The sequence below is a fragment of the Streptomyces sp. HSW2009 genome (assembly GCF_040240285.1).
Lineage (GTDB): Bacteria > Actinomycetota > Actinomycetes > Streptomycetales > Streptomycetaceae > Streptomyces.
The window spans coordinates 1-13,867 of record NZ_JBEHZD010000167.1 but is presented as its reverse complement, the minus strand read 5'-3'; the positions used below and the strand labels follow the sequence as shown (position 1 = coordinate 13,867).

Genomic DNA, 13,867 nt, shown 5'->3' with positions numbered 1-13,867 from the left:
CGCTTCGCCGCTGACGACCGGCCCGCTGAGGAGTCCGTATGTCGATGATTCGTGACCTGCGCGCAGCCGTCCGCCCCCCCCAGCGGCGGGGCCCCCCCCCCCCCCCGCGCGCCGGGGGGGGGGGGGGGGTGGGGGGCCGGGGACGGGTACGGCGCTGGGTACGGCGCTGGGTTCGGGGGTGGTGCCGGGGTCGGCGTCGGGGGAGGGGCCCGTGCGGAGGTCTTTACGGGCTCCCGCGCTGTTGCCCGTATCTGTGCCCGCGCAGCCTCCTGAGCCAGCCCCCGTGCCGCCCGCCGCGTCCGCCCCCGTACCGCCTCCCGCCGTGGCGGCCCCCATGCCGTCGCCAGCCGGTCGCGGCGGATCGCCCTCCGCGGCGGCGCGTGTGGTGTGTGCCATGGCCCCACGCTCGGCCATCGCCGCCGCCGAAGCCACCGGGCGGCACGCTGCCGATCCCCGCCGGTCGGCTGGAGTGGCCCCGCCACCCGGCAGGGTCGGCCGGTTCGGCCCGCCGCCGGTCCGGCGCGCGTGGTAGGCAGGTCGGACCACAGGGCGTGGGCGGGGGCGGAAGGGGGCGGCGTGGTCCGGGTACTGGTGGTCGATGACGAGGCGTTGATCCGGAGCGGGTTCCAACTCATCCTCGACGCGGCCCACGACATCGAGGTCGTCGCGGCCGTGCCCGGCGGCGAGGCCGTGGCGGCCGTCCGCGCACACCACCCAGACGTGGTCCTGCTCGACATCCGGATGCCCGACGTGGACGGGCTCACCGTCCTGGAACACCTGCGCGCCCTGCCCGAACCGCCGGTCGTCGCCATGCTGACCACCTTCGACACCGACGAGTACGTGGCCACGGCGCTGCGCTCGGGCGCGGCCGGCTTCCTCCTCAAGGACACCGACCCCGAGCAACTCCCGCACCTGATCCGCAACCTGGCCGCGGCCGGCGTCGTCCTCTCCGCCCGCGTCACCCGCCGGGTGGTGGGCGGCTACCTGGACGGCGCGGCGGCCGGCCCGGACGCGCACGCCGTGGCCCGGCTCACCGACCGCGAGCGCGCCGTCCTCGTCCTGGTCGCCGACGGCCTGTCCAACACCGACATCGGCCAACGGCTTTACCTGAGCACCGGCACCGTCAAGGACCACGTCAGCGCCATCTACGCCAAGTTGGGCGTGACCGGCCGCATCCAGGCGGCGCTGGTCGCCCAGCGCGCCGGCCTGCTGGGCCCGGGCCGGGGCGGCGCGTGAACCCCCGCCGGATACCCGCGCCCCTGCTCGACGCCCTGCTGGTGGTGGTCGGCCTCCTCGACCTGTGGATCAACGTCGACCTCACCGACCGCACCGGCGTGGGCTGCGCCCTGCTGGCCGCCTGCGCGCTCGTCCTGCGCCGCACCCTGCCGCTGCTGGTGTTCGTGCTCTCGCTGCCCGCCGTGCTGGTCACCGCGGCCACCGCCGCCACCCTGGTCACCTTGGCCACGCTGGCCGCCCGTACCCGCAGCCGGGTCGTACTGGGCGGCTGCACCGCGGCGTTCGCCGCCTGTTACGCGCTGCCCTGGCCCACCGGCCGGTTCGCCGAGGGCGACTACGGGATCTTCACCGCGCTCACCGCCGGCCACGGCCTGGCCTCCGCCGTCGCCGCGCTCTTCCTCGGCCAACTCGTCCAGGTGCGCCGCGAGCTCTCGGCCAGGCTGGCGGAGATCACCGAGGCCAGGGAGACGGAACGGGTGCTCACCGCGCAGACCGCGCTGGCCACCGAGCGCGCCCAACTCGCCCGCGAGATGCACGACGTGGTCTCCCACCAGGTCAGCCTGATTGCGGTGCGGGCCGGCGCGCTCCAGGTCAGCACCCGTGACCCGGAGACCAAGGAGGCGGCCAGCACCATCCGCCGGCTCAGCGTGCAGACGCTGGAGGAGCTGCGGCACATGGTGAGCGTGTTGCGCGGCGCAGGCGGCGCCCCCACCGAGCTCACCCCACAGCCCACCCTGGCCGGCCTGGAACGGCTGGTCACCGGCAGCGGCATCGAAGCCGAACTCCGGCTCGACCTGCCGCACGAGGTGCCGCCGCCGGTGCAGCGCGCCGTCTACCGCACCGTGCAGGAGGCCCTGACCAACGTGCGCAAGCCCGCCCCCGGCGCGCGGGCCGAGGTCCGCGTCCAGCACACCGCGACCGCCCTCACCACCGAGGTCACCAACACCGCCGCCACCCGCCCCGCCCTGCACCTGCCCAGCTCCCAGCACGGCCTGGAGGGCCTGCGCCAGCGCGCCGCCCTACTCGGCGGCAACCTCACCGCGGCCCACACCCCCGCCGGCGGCTACCGCCTCACCCTCGAACTGCCCCTGGAGACGTGAGACCACCCGACGCGACGAACTGGCGTACGGGGCGGCGTGCGAACCGGCGTACGGGGCGGCCGGATGGGGCGAGTCGCGTACGAGAGCCGCGTGCGCCGGGCCGCGTGCGAAGGGTCGCGTGCGAAGAGCTTCCGTGCGCCGGGCCGCGTGCGAGGAGCTCCGGATGCCGGGCCGCGTGTGAGGAACCGGGCAGGGCGAGCAGGACAGGACGGGCCGGATAGGAGTGGCCGCATACGAAGACCGGGGCACGGATCCGCGGGGTGCGGAGGCGTGCCCCGGTGGGGGAGCCGGCGGGGGATAGGGCCCTGCGCGCTGTCAGGTGGTGCGCGGGGCGTTGGGTGAGAGAGGGGAGTCGGCCTCGGACGCGGAGTGTTCGGCGGGCCGGTCGCTGAGGTCTCCGAGTGCCTCGGACTGACTCAGCGCCTTGCCCCAATCGATGCCGGGCAGGTCGTCCTGGACCAGCGGAGCGCCCACGGCCGTGACGGCACCTGCGACGACAGATGCCACGGTGAACAGGTCGAGCATCTTCATGTCCGGACCAACGCCCACGAACACACCGAAGTCACGCCCAAATGGCCCTCGATGGAGCGGATTTACCCCTCTCGAAGCGTGCTGTCCATCCGTTCTGGTCCCACCCGTCTCACCTACCCCAGGCGCCCTGTTGTGCCCCGGTGACGTTCCGTACCACGCGCAGTAGGTACTCCTTGCGGTCCAGCGGGTCGTGATCGGTGCGCTGCCGGGTCGGCGGGGCGCCGTGGACCGGGCGGTAGCCGGCGAAGGAGCAGTCCAGCAGGGCCTCGCCGCGGGTCAGCCCGGTCAGCCGCTGCTCCAGGGCGTGCACCGAAGCCGCCGGAACCTCTCCCTCCAGTACGCCGTACCCGCCGCGCACGGCCTGCGGGCGCGGTACGGCCCCGAGCCGGGCCAGTACCGGCAGCACCACGCCCACCGTGTCGGCCGGCACCTCCAGGTGGAAGTGGTGCATCGGCTCGTGCACCCGGGTGGTGGCGCGGCGCAGCGCCGTCAGCAGCACCAGCGGGGTCAGCTTGCGGAAGTCGCCGGCCGTGCTCGACATGCTCTTGTCGAACACGGCATGGGCGTGGCTCTGCCGCGCCGCGTAGCCGGAGCGGGTGAGCGTGACGACGCAGTCGGGGACCGCCCAGCCGTAGAGCCCCTGCCCGAGCGTCTCCCGTACGGTCTCCTCGATGGCCTTGGTGAACGCGTGCGGCAGGGCACCGAGTTCGACGGCCAGCCAGAAGGCGACCCCGCTGCCTTCGGCCGCCGGCTCCACCCGCAGCCCCACCGTGGCCAGGAAGGGATTGCCCGGCGCGTGCATGACCTCCACGGCCGAGCCGCTGCCGATCACCCGCTCGACGTGGATGGTGCTGGTCCGCCGGAAGACGACCGCCACCCCGAACTCCTGCGCCAGCGTCGCCTCGATGACCTCCTTCTGCACCTCGCCGTAGAGCGAGAGGAACAGTTCCTGCCGGTCGCCGCCCTGCCGCAGGTTGATCAGCGGATCGGCTTCGGCGAGTTGGGCGAGCGCCAGGTGCAGCGCGGGCCGGTCGGTGGCGCGGCGCGGGGCGATGACCGTCTCCAGCGTCGGCGGCGCGAAGTGCCGCACGGGCACCCCGGCGCCTGCGGCCCAGCCGTGCGGACCCTCCGCCGCCGCGTCCGCCGCAGCCCCCGCCGCCGACCCCACGGGCGGCTCGGCGCCTGGCGGCGCGCCGGCGGGTGCCGGTGCCGGTGCCGGTGCCGGTGTCTGGGGAGGTGCCGCTGTCGGTGGCTGGGCCTCCTGCGCGCTGACCGCGTCGCCGATCCGGATGCCGGTCAGCCCCCGGACCGCGCCGATCTGGCCCGCGGCCAGCGCCGCGGCCTGCCCGCCGGGCCCGGGCGTGAACACCCGTACCGCCGTGACCTTGGCCTCGCCCCGCGGGGTCGCGGCGTGCGGCTCGCCGAACCACAGGCGGTCCCGGGCGCGGACGGTGCCCGCAAGGAGCCGCAGGTACGCGAGTTGTTCGCCGGCGGGCCCGCGTTCGACCTTGAAGACCGTGCCGATCGCCGGCGCGTCCCGCTCGCCCCGCGCGCGGGGCAACAACTCCGCGATCCCGGCGGTCAGCTCCGCCACCCCGGCCCCGGTGTGGGCCGAACCGAAGAACACCGGGTGCAGCACCCCGCGACCGGTCTGCGCGACCAGCTCCGCCCGCAGCCGCGCGTCGTCCAACCGCGCCTCATCGGCGACGAAGTCCGCAAGCAGCCGCTCGTCGTACGCGGTCAGCGCGTCGAGCAGCGCGCTCCGGAAGCCCGCGTCCGCGATGTCGTACGGCAGTGAGCGCGCGTCCCGCGTGCCGAGGTCGCGCACCGCGTTGAGGGCGAGCACGGCGGGGGTGAGCTTCGCGGCGAGTTCGCGCAGCAACGCGCCCTCGCGCGCGCCGGAACGGTCGATCTTGTTGACGAAGATGAGCGTGGGGATGCGCAGCCGGCGCAGGGTGCGCATCAGCACCCGGGTCTGTGCCTGTACGCCCTCGACCGCGGAGACCACGAGCACCGCCCCGTCCAGGACGCTCAGCACCCGCTCGACCTCGGCGATGAAGTCGGGGTGCCCCGGGGTGTCGATGACGTTGACCGCGAGGTCGGCGACGGGGAAGGAGACCACGGCGGACTTGATGGTGATGCCGCGCTGCCGCTCAAGGGCGAGTGAATCGGTCTGGGTGTTGCCGTCGTCCACCCGGCCGACCTCCGGGATGACCCCGGCGGTGTGCAGGAGCCGCTCGGTCAGGCTGGTCTTACCGGCGTCGACGTGCGCGAGGATGCCCAGGTTCACGGTGTGCAAGATGTGTCATGTCCTTAGCAGAGTTGGTCAATACCTGCGGGTGGGACATGGCAGTGAGTCGCATGATCATCTCCTGGGGACGCCGCGGCGGGGCGGCTGACTGGGAAGCGCGGCCTACGGTCCGTACCGGAACGCGTAGCGCGCACGGACGCCCGTCGACCGGGCACGCCGAAGGGCGCGGGCCCCGATCCGGCCGCCAAGAGAAAGTCCAACAGAGCCCGACCGCGGTGGGCAACTGAGTTATGGCGCCGGTGTTGCCGCCCCGTGGCGCGGTGGTCCGTGCTGCTCCGCTCCGTGGCCCGGCGCCTCGTCGCCGCCGCGCCCGCCGGCGGCGCCCCTCCCGCCCGCGCTCCCCGCCGTACGCCAGTACACCTTTGGGGCCCACGACTGCGGCGGCAGCGCGAGCGGCTGTGGTCAGCGCGACCTGCTGCGGTGGCGCCCGGCCCCGACCTAGGGTGACGGCCATGAACCTGTCACCCATTCAGCCCCTTCAGCCCGCCGCCGTCTCCCTCGATCTGCGGGGACGCACGGCGCTGGTCACGGGGGCGGCCAGCGGTATCGGGCGGGCCTGTGCGCTACGGCTGGTGGCGGCCGGTGCGCAGGTGCGGGCGGTGGACCGGGACGCCGAGGGGCTGACGGCCCTGCTGGCCAGCTCCAATGCCGCCGCATCGGCCGGCACCGTCGAATCGGCTGAATCGGCTGAATCAACCGAAACCACAGCCGACGCGGGCACCACCGGGAGCGCGGCGAACGCAACGCGCTCCACGAACGCAACGCGCTCCACGAACGCAACGCGCTCCACGAACGTGGCGAACTCCGTACCGCCCGCCGGCGAGCTGCTGCCCATCCCGCTCGACCTCACCGACCTCGACGCCGCGGAGCGGGCGGCGGAAGGCGTGGACGTGCTGGTCAACAACGCCGGGCTGCAACTGGTCCGGCCGATCCACGAGTTCCCGCCCGAGGTCTTCTCGACCGTGCTCACGGTCATGTTGGAGGCACCCTTCCGGCTGATCAGGGGCGCACTGCCGGGCATGTACGAGCGGGGCTGGGGCCGCGTCGTCAACATCTCGTCCGTCCACGGGCTGCGCGCCTCGGCCTTCAAATCGGCGTACGTGGCGGCCAAGCACGGACTTGAGGGCCTGTCGAAGGTCACCGCGCTCGAAGGCGCCCCGCACGGCGTCACCTCGAACTGCGTCAACCCCGGCTACGTACGCACCCCGCTGGTGGAGCGCCAGATCGCCGACCAGGCCGCCGCCCACGGCATCTCGGCGGACCGCGTGGTCACCGACGTACTGCTCGCAGAATCGGCGGTCAAGCGCCTCCTGGAACCCGCCGAGGTCGCCGAGGCCGTCGCCTACCTGTGCACCCCACAGGCGTCCTTCCTCACCGGCGCCTCACTGCCGCTCGACGGGGCCTGGACGGCGAGCTGACGGGACCGGTCCGCCGGCCCACATCGGCCCCGACCCGTGCTCCGGGGCGACGGCGGCCCGGGGCGCCGGGCGGGCGCGGATTGGGCCGAGTGAGGGGAGTGCCGCAGCGCCTGCGCGTGTCGGGTCGTCCGGGCTCCGCCCGGGCGCGCACGGTGTTGCCACCACTCGCCTCGGAAAGGAACGCCATGCGCTCTGTCATCCGCCCCGTCCTGATCACGCTCGCCGTCGCCGGTCTCTCGCTGGCCGGTGCCGTATCGGCGGAGGCACACAGCGGTCAGGCGGTGCACAACGACAACGACACGACGAACGTGAACGTGTGGAAGCGCATCTGGAGCACGGAGGTCGAGACCTCGATCGACGACAGCTTCAACCACAACGCCATCAACAGCTTCAACGGTTCCATCATCTTCGGGAACCAGTGAGCCCTGGCGCCCCGAGCGCCCCACGGCCGGGCACGGCCCGCCACACACCAGAGCGGCCCCGGGAGGACACTCCGGGGCCGCTCTCGGCCTGCCCGGCCCGGCCACCGCACGCGGCGGGCACCGCACCGGAGGGGACGGACGTAGGAGCGTACGCGGCGCGAACCGGCCACCGCACGAAGACCGCGCCGCCACGACGGAACCGGACCAGATCGGACCAGTCCGCACCGGACCCCATGAGACCGGGTGAGACCGGACGAGGCCGTACGGGATCGGACTCGACCGGGCCGAACCCCTCAACTGAACCGGTCTCAACCAAGCTGGGCCAGAGCGGGGTTAACCGTTCCGAACTGGACCGGGCCGGGCTGGGCCGGACGGACCTGGCTGAACCGGACCGGGTACGCGCCTACACCGTGCCCGCGGGGTCGGGCAGCCCCAGCAGCCGCCGGGCACTGAGCACCATCGTGGTGCGCAACGCCTCCTCTTCGGCGGGCGTGTGCTCGCGGCTGAAGAGGATGTAGCAGTTCCGCTCGACCATCCAGTGCGCCGCCACGGCCAGCGCCCGGGCGTCGCCACCCGGTTTGACCTGGCCACGGCCGCGATCACGTTCGAGCATCGCGGCCAGTTCGACCGCTCCCGCCTCCAACGCGTCCCGCCACGCTATCCGCGCCTCCATGTCCCGGCCCACGTAGTCGATGGCGGCGCAGAACAGCGAACCGTGCTCCACCCAGGTGTCCAGGACGTTGTTGATCAGGCCGTCGAGCGAAGCCTGAAGGGTGACCTCCTCGTCCCCGGCGACGGCCGCCGCGGTCGACAGCAGAGTGCCCATCACCCGCTGTACGGCGGCGTCGATGATGGCCTGCTTGCTGTCGAAGTAGAAGTACACGGAGGGGCGGGAGAGCCCGGCGCCCTTGGCGATCTCCTCGATGGTGATCTTCCGCGCGGGCCGCTCCCGTAGGAGTTCGACGACGCTGTCGAGGATGGCTGCCTCCCTACGGTCCCCCCGACTGAGCCGGGGGCGCCGTCGCCCCCTGACCTCCGCCGGCGGAGGCAACGTACTGTGCAGCGCTTCGTCCCCGTTGTCGTCCATGCGGCTCACCGTAGCTGTTCGAATGGCTCGTAACGCAGTTTCGACAAAACTCAACACGACGTTGAGTTTTGCCCCGTTGGCATGTGATGCTGCGGGGGCAGAGGCGGCGGTGTCGGGGGAAGCAAGAAACGGGGGCTCACTGCCGCCTCTTCCCATTCGCGCTGCCCCGGGACGGGTTGCTCCCGGGGACGGCGCTCTGGAACGGAGCCGGCGCGACGTGCCGGTGGCCACGGCGGTACGGGGGGTCGGCGGGGACCTACCCGCGCCGACTCAACCGTTGTGCCACCGGCCGACGTCGCCCCGGCCCCGCGTCCGAGCACCGGCGCGCATGGGCCGCGCTGGTGGCTGGAGCGACAACGGGGGAGGCGCCGACGGGGGTCGGCACCTTCAAAGCTCCAGCCACACGGCGTGGAGCGGGTACGACGGGACCGCGGAGCCGGCGGTGCACGGCGTCGGGGGACGCGGTGCGCGGCGGCCCCCCAAGGTCGCCGCGCCGGGGCCGCGCCCCGGCCCCGGTCCCGTCCCCGACCGTTGCCTACGTCACTCCCGCCGCCACCACCTGTGTCGGTGTGCGAGGCACGGCCGCACATATACCTAGAATCGCCCGATGCAGATATCCAGCGAGCACGCCTTTGGGGTGAACCGGTGAACCGTCACGACGTCACCGACGAACAGTGGGAAGGGCTCGCCGAAGTCGTTCCGCTGCGCAGCAACAACGCCTGGCCGTCCTGGCCCCACCACCGGGCCCTCCCGGACGACGAGCCCGAGGAGGACCTGCGCCAGTTCGTCGTCCTCCGCGTACAGACCTTCGCCGACGCGCGCGAGGTCGCCGAATACCTGATCGCCCAAATACCCGTCCTGCTCGACCTGACGGGAGCCGAGGCGGACGTCGCCAAGCGCATCCTCGACTTCTCCAGCGGAGTCGTCTTCGGGCTCGGCAGCGGCATGCACCGCGTGGACACCAACGTGTTCCTGCTCTCCCCGGTCGGCACCGAGGTGGACGGCCCCGAACTGCGCCCCGCATTCACCACCGTGACAGGGGCTTCCGTCCCCCGTTCGTAGGAAACCGTCAACGAGCAAACGGTTCGGCGAAATCCGGCGGCGATACGTTCCCCGCCATGAACGCATCAGGCCAGCGGCCCGCCGTAACCGAACTGAGGCTCTCGGCCTACAAGACGCACCGGCGCGCGGTCTTCCCGCTGGGACCGGTGACGCTGTTCACCGGCCCCAGCGGCAGTGGCAAATCCAGCGCACTCGAAGCCTACGGAGCCCTCGCCAGGCTCGCCGCGGGCGACGGACTCGCCGATGTCTTCCCCGACCCCGTCGGCTGCGTCCCCCACCAGGCACGCCCCGACGCGCAGGGCCGCCGCGGCTTCCGCATCGGCTGCACCGTGGACGGCACCGTGGGCCCCGTACGCCTGGACGTCGCCGTCCAGGCCGAACCCGAACTGCGCATCGTGGGCGAGCGCATGACCGGCGCCGGCGAAGTCCTGCTGGAGACGGCGCTGCGCGACCCGGGCCGGCGCACCGTACAGGCCGCCTGGTACACGGCGGGCGCCGTCCCCGTCACCCGCGCCCCGCTCCCCGACGACCGCCTGGCCACCGCTCTGCTGCCGCTCCGCATCGCCGGCAAGACCGCAGGCCAACGCCTCGCACTCGCCGCCGCGGAACAGATCGTGGTCGCGCTGCGCTCGGTCTTCCCCTGCGACCCGCGCCCCGAATCCATGCGGGGCCCCGCCATGCGCTCCGACGGCCAACTCCGCAGCGCCTGCGACAACCTGGCCGCCGTCCTGTACCGCACCCACAAGGAGTGCGGCACCCGACACGCGGCCCTGGTCACCGCCGTACGGGACGGCTGCGCCGGCCCGGCGGTCAAGGAACTCACGGTCGAGGGCGCGGGAGGGGACGCGCGTACGGGCGCGCGTACGGGCCCGGCGGAGGGCGACGGCCGCTTCGCACCTCACAGCTCGCGCGCCACCGGCGGCCAGGCCCGTACGGGCGACGGGCGCAGCGGCGGCGCCGGCACCGGCACCGGGCGCAGCGGCGCGGGCCTGCGCGCGGTGCTCGGCCGCGGCGAGTTCGGAAGCATGCCCGTGGACCGGCTCGGCGACGGGGAACTGCGCTACCTGGGGCTCGCCCTGGTCCTGCTCACCGGGCCCGGCGTACTGGACGTCGATCCGGTGGCCGACGTGCTGCCCGCACTCCAGACACTGACCGTCCTGGCCGACGGCTTCGACCGCTGCCTGGACGCACGACAGGCGCGACTGCTCCTCGAACTCGCCGGGCGGATGTGCGAACGCGGCCACATCAGGCTCGTCGGGGCCGTCCACACGGTGCCGCTCCCGGCACCGGACGCCGCTGCGGAGCGGCCGGCCGCCGCTGCCGCGCCTGTTGCACGCGCCGGGAGCGGCGGGGCGCGCGGCGTCGGTGCCGTCGGAGGAGACGGGGCATCCGGATTGTCCGTGCCGGCCGGGGTGTCCGGGCCCGCCGGGACGTCCGCCGGGACCGGTGCCGCGGTGGCCGGTGGCGCGGGCCCCGCGCCCGCCGCGGTGGGGTCGGCCGGTACGGGGGGCCGGGGCGGCGGCCGGCGGGACGGCGGGGAGGCGGGCGCGTTCGGGGTGCGCGGGCTGACAGTGGTAGACCTGGGGCGTGACCAAGGCACCCCATACCGATCCTGACCTGCACGCTCTCCAGCGTCGGCTGGCCGAATTCGCGGCGGCCCGCGACTGGCAGCGCTTCCACACGCCGAAGAACCTTGCCTCCGCGCTCAGCGTCGAGGCGGCCGAACTCGTGGAAATCTTCCAGTGGCTGACGCCGGACGAGTCGGCCGAGGTGATGGCCGACGCCGAGGCCGCGGCCCGCGTCGAGGACGAGGTGGCCGACGTGCTCGCCTACCTCCTCCAGTTCTGCCAGGCCCTGGACATCGACCCGCTGACGGCGCTCGCCGCCAAGATCGAGCGCAACGAACTACGGTTCCCCGCACGCCGCATGGCCGCACCCTCCAGCGAAGATCGTCACTCTATGTAGTGAGAAAGTTATCTGCGGCGTAACTGTTGTCCACAGATTCCTGAATTCCCCTGGCTTTCCCGCCTGCCATTCATCACTCTGGGTAGCAGACAGTTGGCTGCTCGGTGACACGAGCGACTTGATGGACGCGGTGAACGCGGTGAACGCGGCGGACGCGGTGCATACGGCGGAGAGGGGCAGGGGTCATGGAGGCGATGCGGCTCATCGAGGCCACTCGATCGGCCCTGACACGGTCACAGACCGTGCAGGACATCGTGGCCGAAGCATGGCAGGCGCAGGCCCTCGCGGAGGTGATCGGGGGATACTTCGCGGGCAGCGCCTCCCCCGTGACCCGCTGGGAGGCCGAGGGGCTCAGCGAGGCGGGCGGCCGGGCGTGCGGCGCCCTGCGGCGCCCCGCATCCGGCCATACGACGCTGCAATGGGGCGGTGCGATACGTGCCTCCCAGTTGACGGAAGTGCGCGATCCCCAGCGCGTACTGCTCGCCCTGGGGGTCCTGCTCGGCGACGTGGGCATAGCCCTGGTCGAGGTGGCCTGCGTGGCCGACGAGGGGCTGTACTGGCAGTGCGTGGAGGCCGTCGACGCCGCGGACGAATCGCGGGACCGCGTCTTCGGCATGCTGCGCGAGTTCTCCACCCACCGCGCGGGCGGCGCCGCCTGACCAGGGAACACCCGCACGCCCACGCCACGCGCGGCCCGCCCCCTACCAGGCCCGTGCCATCGTCCCGACCGCGGCCGACGCCGCCAAGACACGCCCCGCCCCGCCCCCGCCCCGCGGGGCGGGGCCGCCGACCGGGCAGCCCGCCAGGGGGGTGAGCCGGCCCGGGCGGAGCGCGCCCCGCCCCCCCGCGCCCCCGCCGTCGGCCCCCCCCCCCCCCCCGCGGGCCCGCGCCCCCCCCCGGCCCCCCCCCCCCAACCCCCCCCCCCCCCCCCCCCGCCCGGGGGGGGCGGTACCGCATACCTGACATCACGACTGGGGCTTGAGCAGGCCGGGCCTGAGCGCGCCGAGCCCGACGTCGACACCGCGTTCGGCACCGGCACTGGCACCGGCACGGGTCCGAGTACCCCGCGCCGGGGCGCACCGAAAGAGCTACGAAGGCGGCCCCGGGGAGCCGCGGCCCCGTGACGGCGGACCTGCCACGGCGGGCCCGTGGGTCACCGCGGCGCCGGCCGGGCGGACACCCCGCCCGGCGCACCCGGGCACCCCCCCGGGCCCCGTGCGGGCGCTGCCGCACCGGCCCGGACCCACCGGTTCCGCGACCGGTCTGACACGGATCGGGGCATGTCGGCGGCATGCCCCAAAGCAGGCAGGATGGAGTCCATGGATCTACGCATCTTCACCGAACCCCAGCAGGGCGCGAGCTACGACACCCTGCTCACCGTTGCCAAGGCCACCGAGGACCTGGGCTTCGACGCCTTCTTCCGCTCCGACCACTACCTGCGCATGGGCAGCGCCGACGGTCTGCCCGGCCCGACGGACGCCTGGATCACCCTGGCCGGCCTCGCCCGCGAGACCAGCCGCATCCGCCTGGGCACCCTGATGACCGCAGGCACCTTCCGCCTCCCCGGCGTGCTGGCCATCCAGGTGGCGCAGGTCGACCAGATGTCCGGCGGCCGGATCGAGCTGGGGCTCGGCTCCGGCTGGTTCGAGGAGGAGCACCGCGCGTACGGCATCCCCTTCCCGAAGGAGAAGTTCGGGCGCCTTGAGGAGCAGTTGGCGATCGTCACCGGCCTCTGGCAGACCCCCGTCGGCCAGACCTTCAGCCACGACGGCACGTACTACCAGCTCACCGAGTCGCCGGCGCTGCCCAAGCCCGCCCAGCAGAAGGTGCCGGTCCTCATCGGCGGCCACGGAGCGGTGCGCACCCCGAGCCTGGCCGCGCAGTACGCGGACGAGTTCAACATCCCCTTCGCCTCCGTGGAGGACAGCGACCGGCAGTTCGGCCGGGTCCGGGCGGCGGCCGAGGCCATCGGTCGCAAGGCAGACGACCTGGTGTACTCCAACGCCCTGGTCGCCTGCGTCGGCAAGGACGACAGCGAGGTGGCCCGCCGGGCCGCGGTCATCGGGCGCGAGGTGGACGAGTTGAAGGCCAACGGACTCGCCGGTTCACCGGCCGAGGTGGTGGACAAGATCGGGCGGTACGCGGAGATCGGCGCCTCCCGCATCTACTTCCAGGTCCTCGACCTGGACGACCTCGACCACCTGGACCTGATCGCGTCCCAGGTGAAGTCACAGCTCGGCTGAGGACCACGGCCATGACACCCGTCGCCGAACCGCCCGCCACCGGGCCGCCGGGGGCCGAGTCACCGGGAGCCGGGCCACCCGTCGGGCAGGAGCGGCATGCCCCGCAACCCCGCCCCGCGGCCCCTCCGCCCTCCCTGGCCGAAGCCCTCGCCCGGGGCACGGTCGTCCTCGACGGCGGGCTCTCCAACCAGTTGGCGGCGCAGGGCTGCGACCTGTCGGACGACCTCTGGTCCGCCCGACTACTGATGGACGATCCGGCGCAGATCGTGGCGGCCCACGCGGCCTACGTACGGGCGGGCGCACGGGTGTTGATCACCGCCAGCTACCAGGCCAGCTACCAGGGCTTCGCCCGCCGGGGCCTGGACCGGCACCAGGTGGACGCACTGTTCCGACGGAGCGTCCACCTGGCCCGGCAGGCAGCGGTAGGCGCCGAGGCCGTGGCGCGGGCCGGGCCCGGGGGGCCCGCGGAGCTGACGGACAGCGAGGAGGTCG

13 protein-coding genes and 1 pseudogene are annotated in these 13,867 nt (G+C 73.6%); 10 read left to right on the top strand and 4 right to left on the bottom strand.

All coding sequences use genetic code 11. From position 1 onward, the window contains the following. A pseudogene (locus AAHZ94_RS15035) lies at window positions 1–396 on the bottom strand (hypothetical protein); the annotation flags it as partial. A gap of 180 nt (window positions 397–576) precedes the next feature. Between AAHZ94_RS15035 and AAHZ94_RS15030 the strand changes: the two are divergent. Both AAHZ94_RS15030 and AAHZ94_RS15025 read left to right on the top strand, forming a co-directional pair. Then, a complete protein-coding gene (locus AAHZ94_RS15030) occupies window positions 577–1,236 on the top strand; it encodes a response regulator (RefSeq protein WP_349993383.1) in 660 nt (219 codons plus the stop codon). Beyond that, window positions 1,233–2,336 carry a sensor histidine kinase gene (locus AAHZ94_RS15025; protein WP_349993382.1) on the top strand — a complete coding sequence of 368 codons (1,104 nt, stop codon included), beginning with the start codon at window positions 1,233–1,235 and terminating at the stop codon, window positions 2,334–2,336. Before AAHZ94_RS15030 ends, AAHZ94_RS15025 begins: the two co-directional genes overlap by 4 nt. Window positions 2,337–2,651: 315 nt before the next feature. Here the strand turns inward: AAHZ94_RS15025 and AAHZ94_RS15020 are convergent, their stop codons facing one another. Further along, window positions 2,652–2,885 (bottom strand): hypothetical protein, encoded by a 234-nt coding sequence (locus AAHZ94_RS15020; protein ID WP_349993381.1) that lies wholly within the window; start codon window positions 2,883–2,885, stop codon window positions 2,652–2,654. A 91-nt stretch (window positions 2,886–2,976) separates the two neighbouring features. Continuing rightward, complete coding sequence (locus AAHZ94_RS15015; protein ID WP_349993380.1) at window positions 2,977–5,166, bottom strand: GTP-binding protein; 2,190 nt, start codon at window positions 5,164–5,166, stop codon at window positions 2,977–2,979. 464 nt (window positions 5,167–5,630) lie between these two features. Here AAHZ94_RS15015 and AAHZ94_RS15010 point away from each other — a divergent pair, with 464 nt between their 5' ends. Together AAHZ94_RS15010 and AAHZ94_RS15005 are read left to right on the top strand one after the other, a co-directional pair. After that, the gene (locus AAHZ94_RS15010) at window positions 5,631–6,596 is read left to right on the top strand and encodes an SDR family NAD(P)-dependent oxidoreductase (protein ID WP_349993379.1); all 966 of its coding nucleotides are present in this window, start codon (window positions 5,631–5,633) and stop codon (window positions 6,594–6,596) included. Between the two features lie 185 nt (window positions 6,597–6,781). After that, window positions 6,782–7,018, top strand: coding sequence for a hypothetical protein (locus AAHZ94_RS15005; RefSeq protein WP_349993378.1), 237 nt, complete (start codon window positions 6,782–6,784; stop codon window positions 7,016–7,018). Window positions 7,019–7,421: 403 nt separating this feature from the next. On the opposite strand, the gene AAHZ94_RS15000 is transcribed toward AAHZ94_RS15005, so the two are convergent. Further along, complete coding sequence (locus tag AAHZ94_RS15000; RefSeq protein WP_349993377.1) at window positions 7,422–8,105, bottom strand: TetR/AcrR family transcriptional regulator; 684 nt, start codon at window positions 8,103–8,105, stop codon at window positions 7,422–7,424. Between the two features lie 645 nt (window positions 8,106–8,750). Between AAHZ94_RS15000 and AAHZ94_RS14995 the strand changes: the two genes are divergently transcribed. The 6 genes from AAHZ94_RS14995 to AAHZ94_RS14970 all read left to right on the top strand — a co-directional run. Next, on the top strand, window positions 8,751–9,167 hold the full coding sequence (locus tag AAHZ94_RS14995) for a cell division protein SepF (protein ID WP_349993376.1): 417 nt from the start codon (window positions 8,751–8,753) through the stop codon (window positions 9,165–9,167). 56 nt (window positions 9,168–9,223) lie between these two features. Next, entirely contained in the window at window positions 9,224–10,783 is a 1,560-nt protein-coding gene (locus tag AAHZ94_RS14990) for an AAA family ATPase (protein WP_349993375.1), read from the top strand. Next, window positions 10,755–11,132 (top strand): nucleotide pyrophosphohydrolase, encoded by a 378-nt coding sequence (locus tag AAHZ94_RS14985; protein WP_349993374.1) that lies wholly within the window; start codon window positions 10,755–10,757, stop codon window positions 11,130–11,132. The genes AAHZ94_RS14990 and AAHZ94_RS14985 overlap by 29 nt, the downstream gene beginning before the upstream one ends. Window positions 11,133–11,317: 185 nt before the next feature. Further along, window positions 11,318–11,791 (top strand): DUF6099 family protein, encoded by a 474-nt coding sequence (locus AAHZ94_RS14980; protein ID WP_349993373.1) that lies wholly within the window; start codon window positions 11,318–11,320, stop codon window positions 11,789–11,791. Window positions 11,792–12,451: 660 nt separating this feature from the next. Beyond that, the gene (locus AAHZ94_RS14975) at window positions 12,452–13,375 is read left to right on the top strand and encodes an LLM class F420-dependent oxidoreductase (RefSeq protein WP_349993372.1); all 924 of its coding nucleotides are present in this window, start codon (window positions 12,452–12,454) and stop codon (window positions 13,373–13,375) included. Between the two features lie 11 nt (window positions 13,376–13,386). Beyond that, window positions 13,387–13,867, top strand: a 481-nt coding sequence (locus AAHZ94_RS14970) for a homocysteine S-methyltransferase family protein (RefSeq protein WP_349993371.1), incomplete at its 3' end; no start/stop codon positions are given.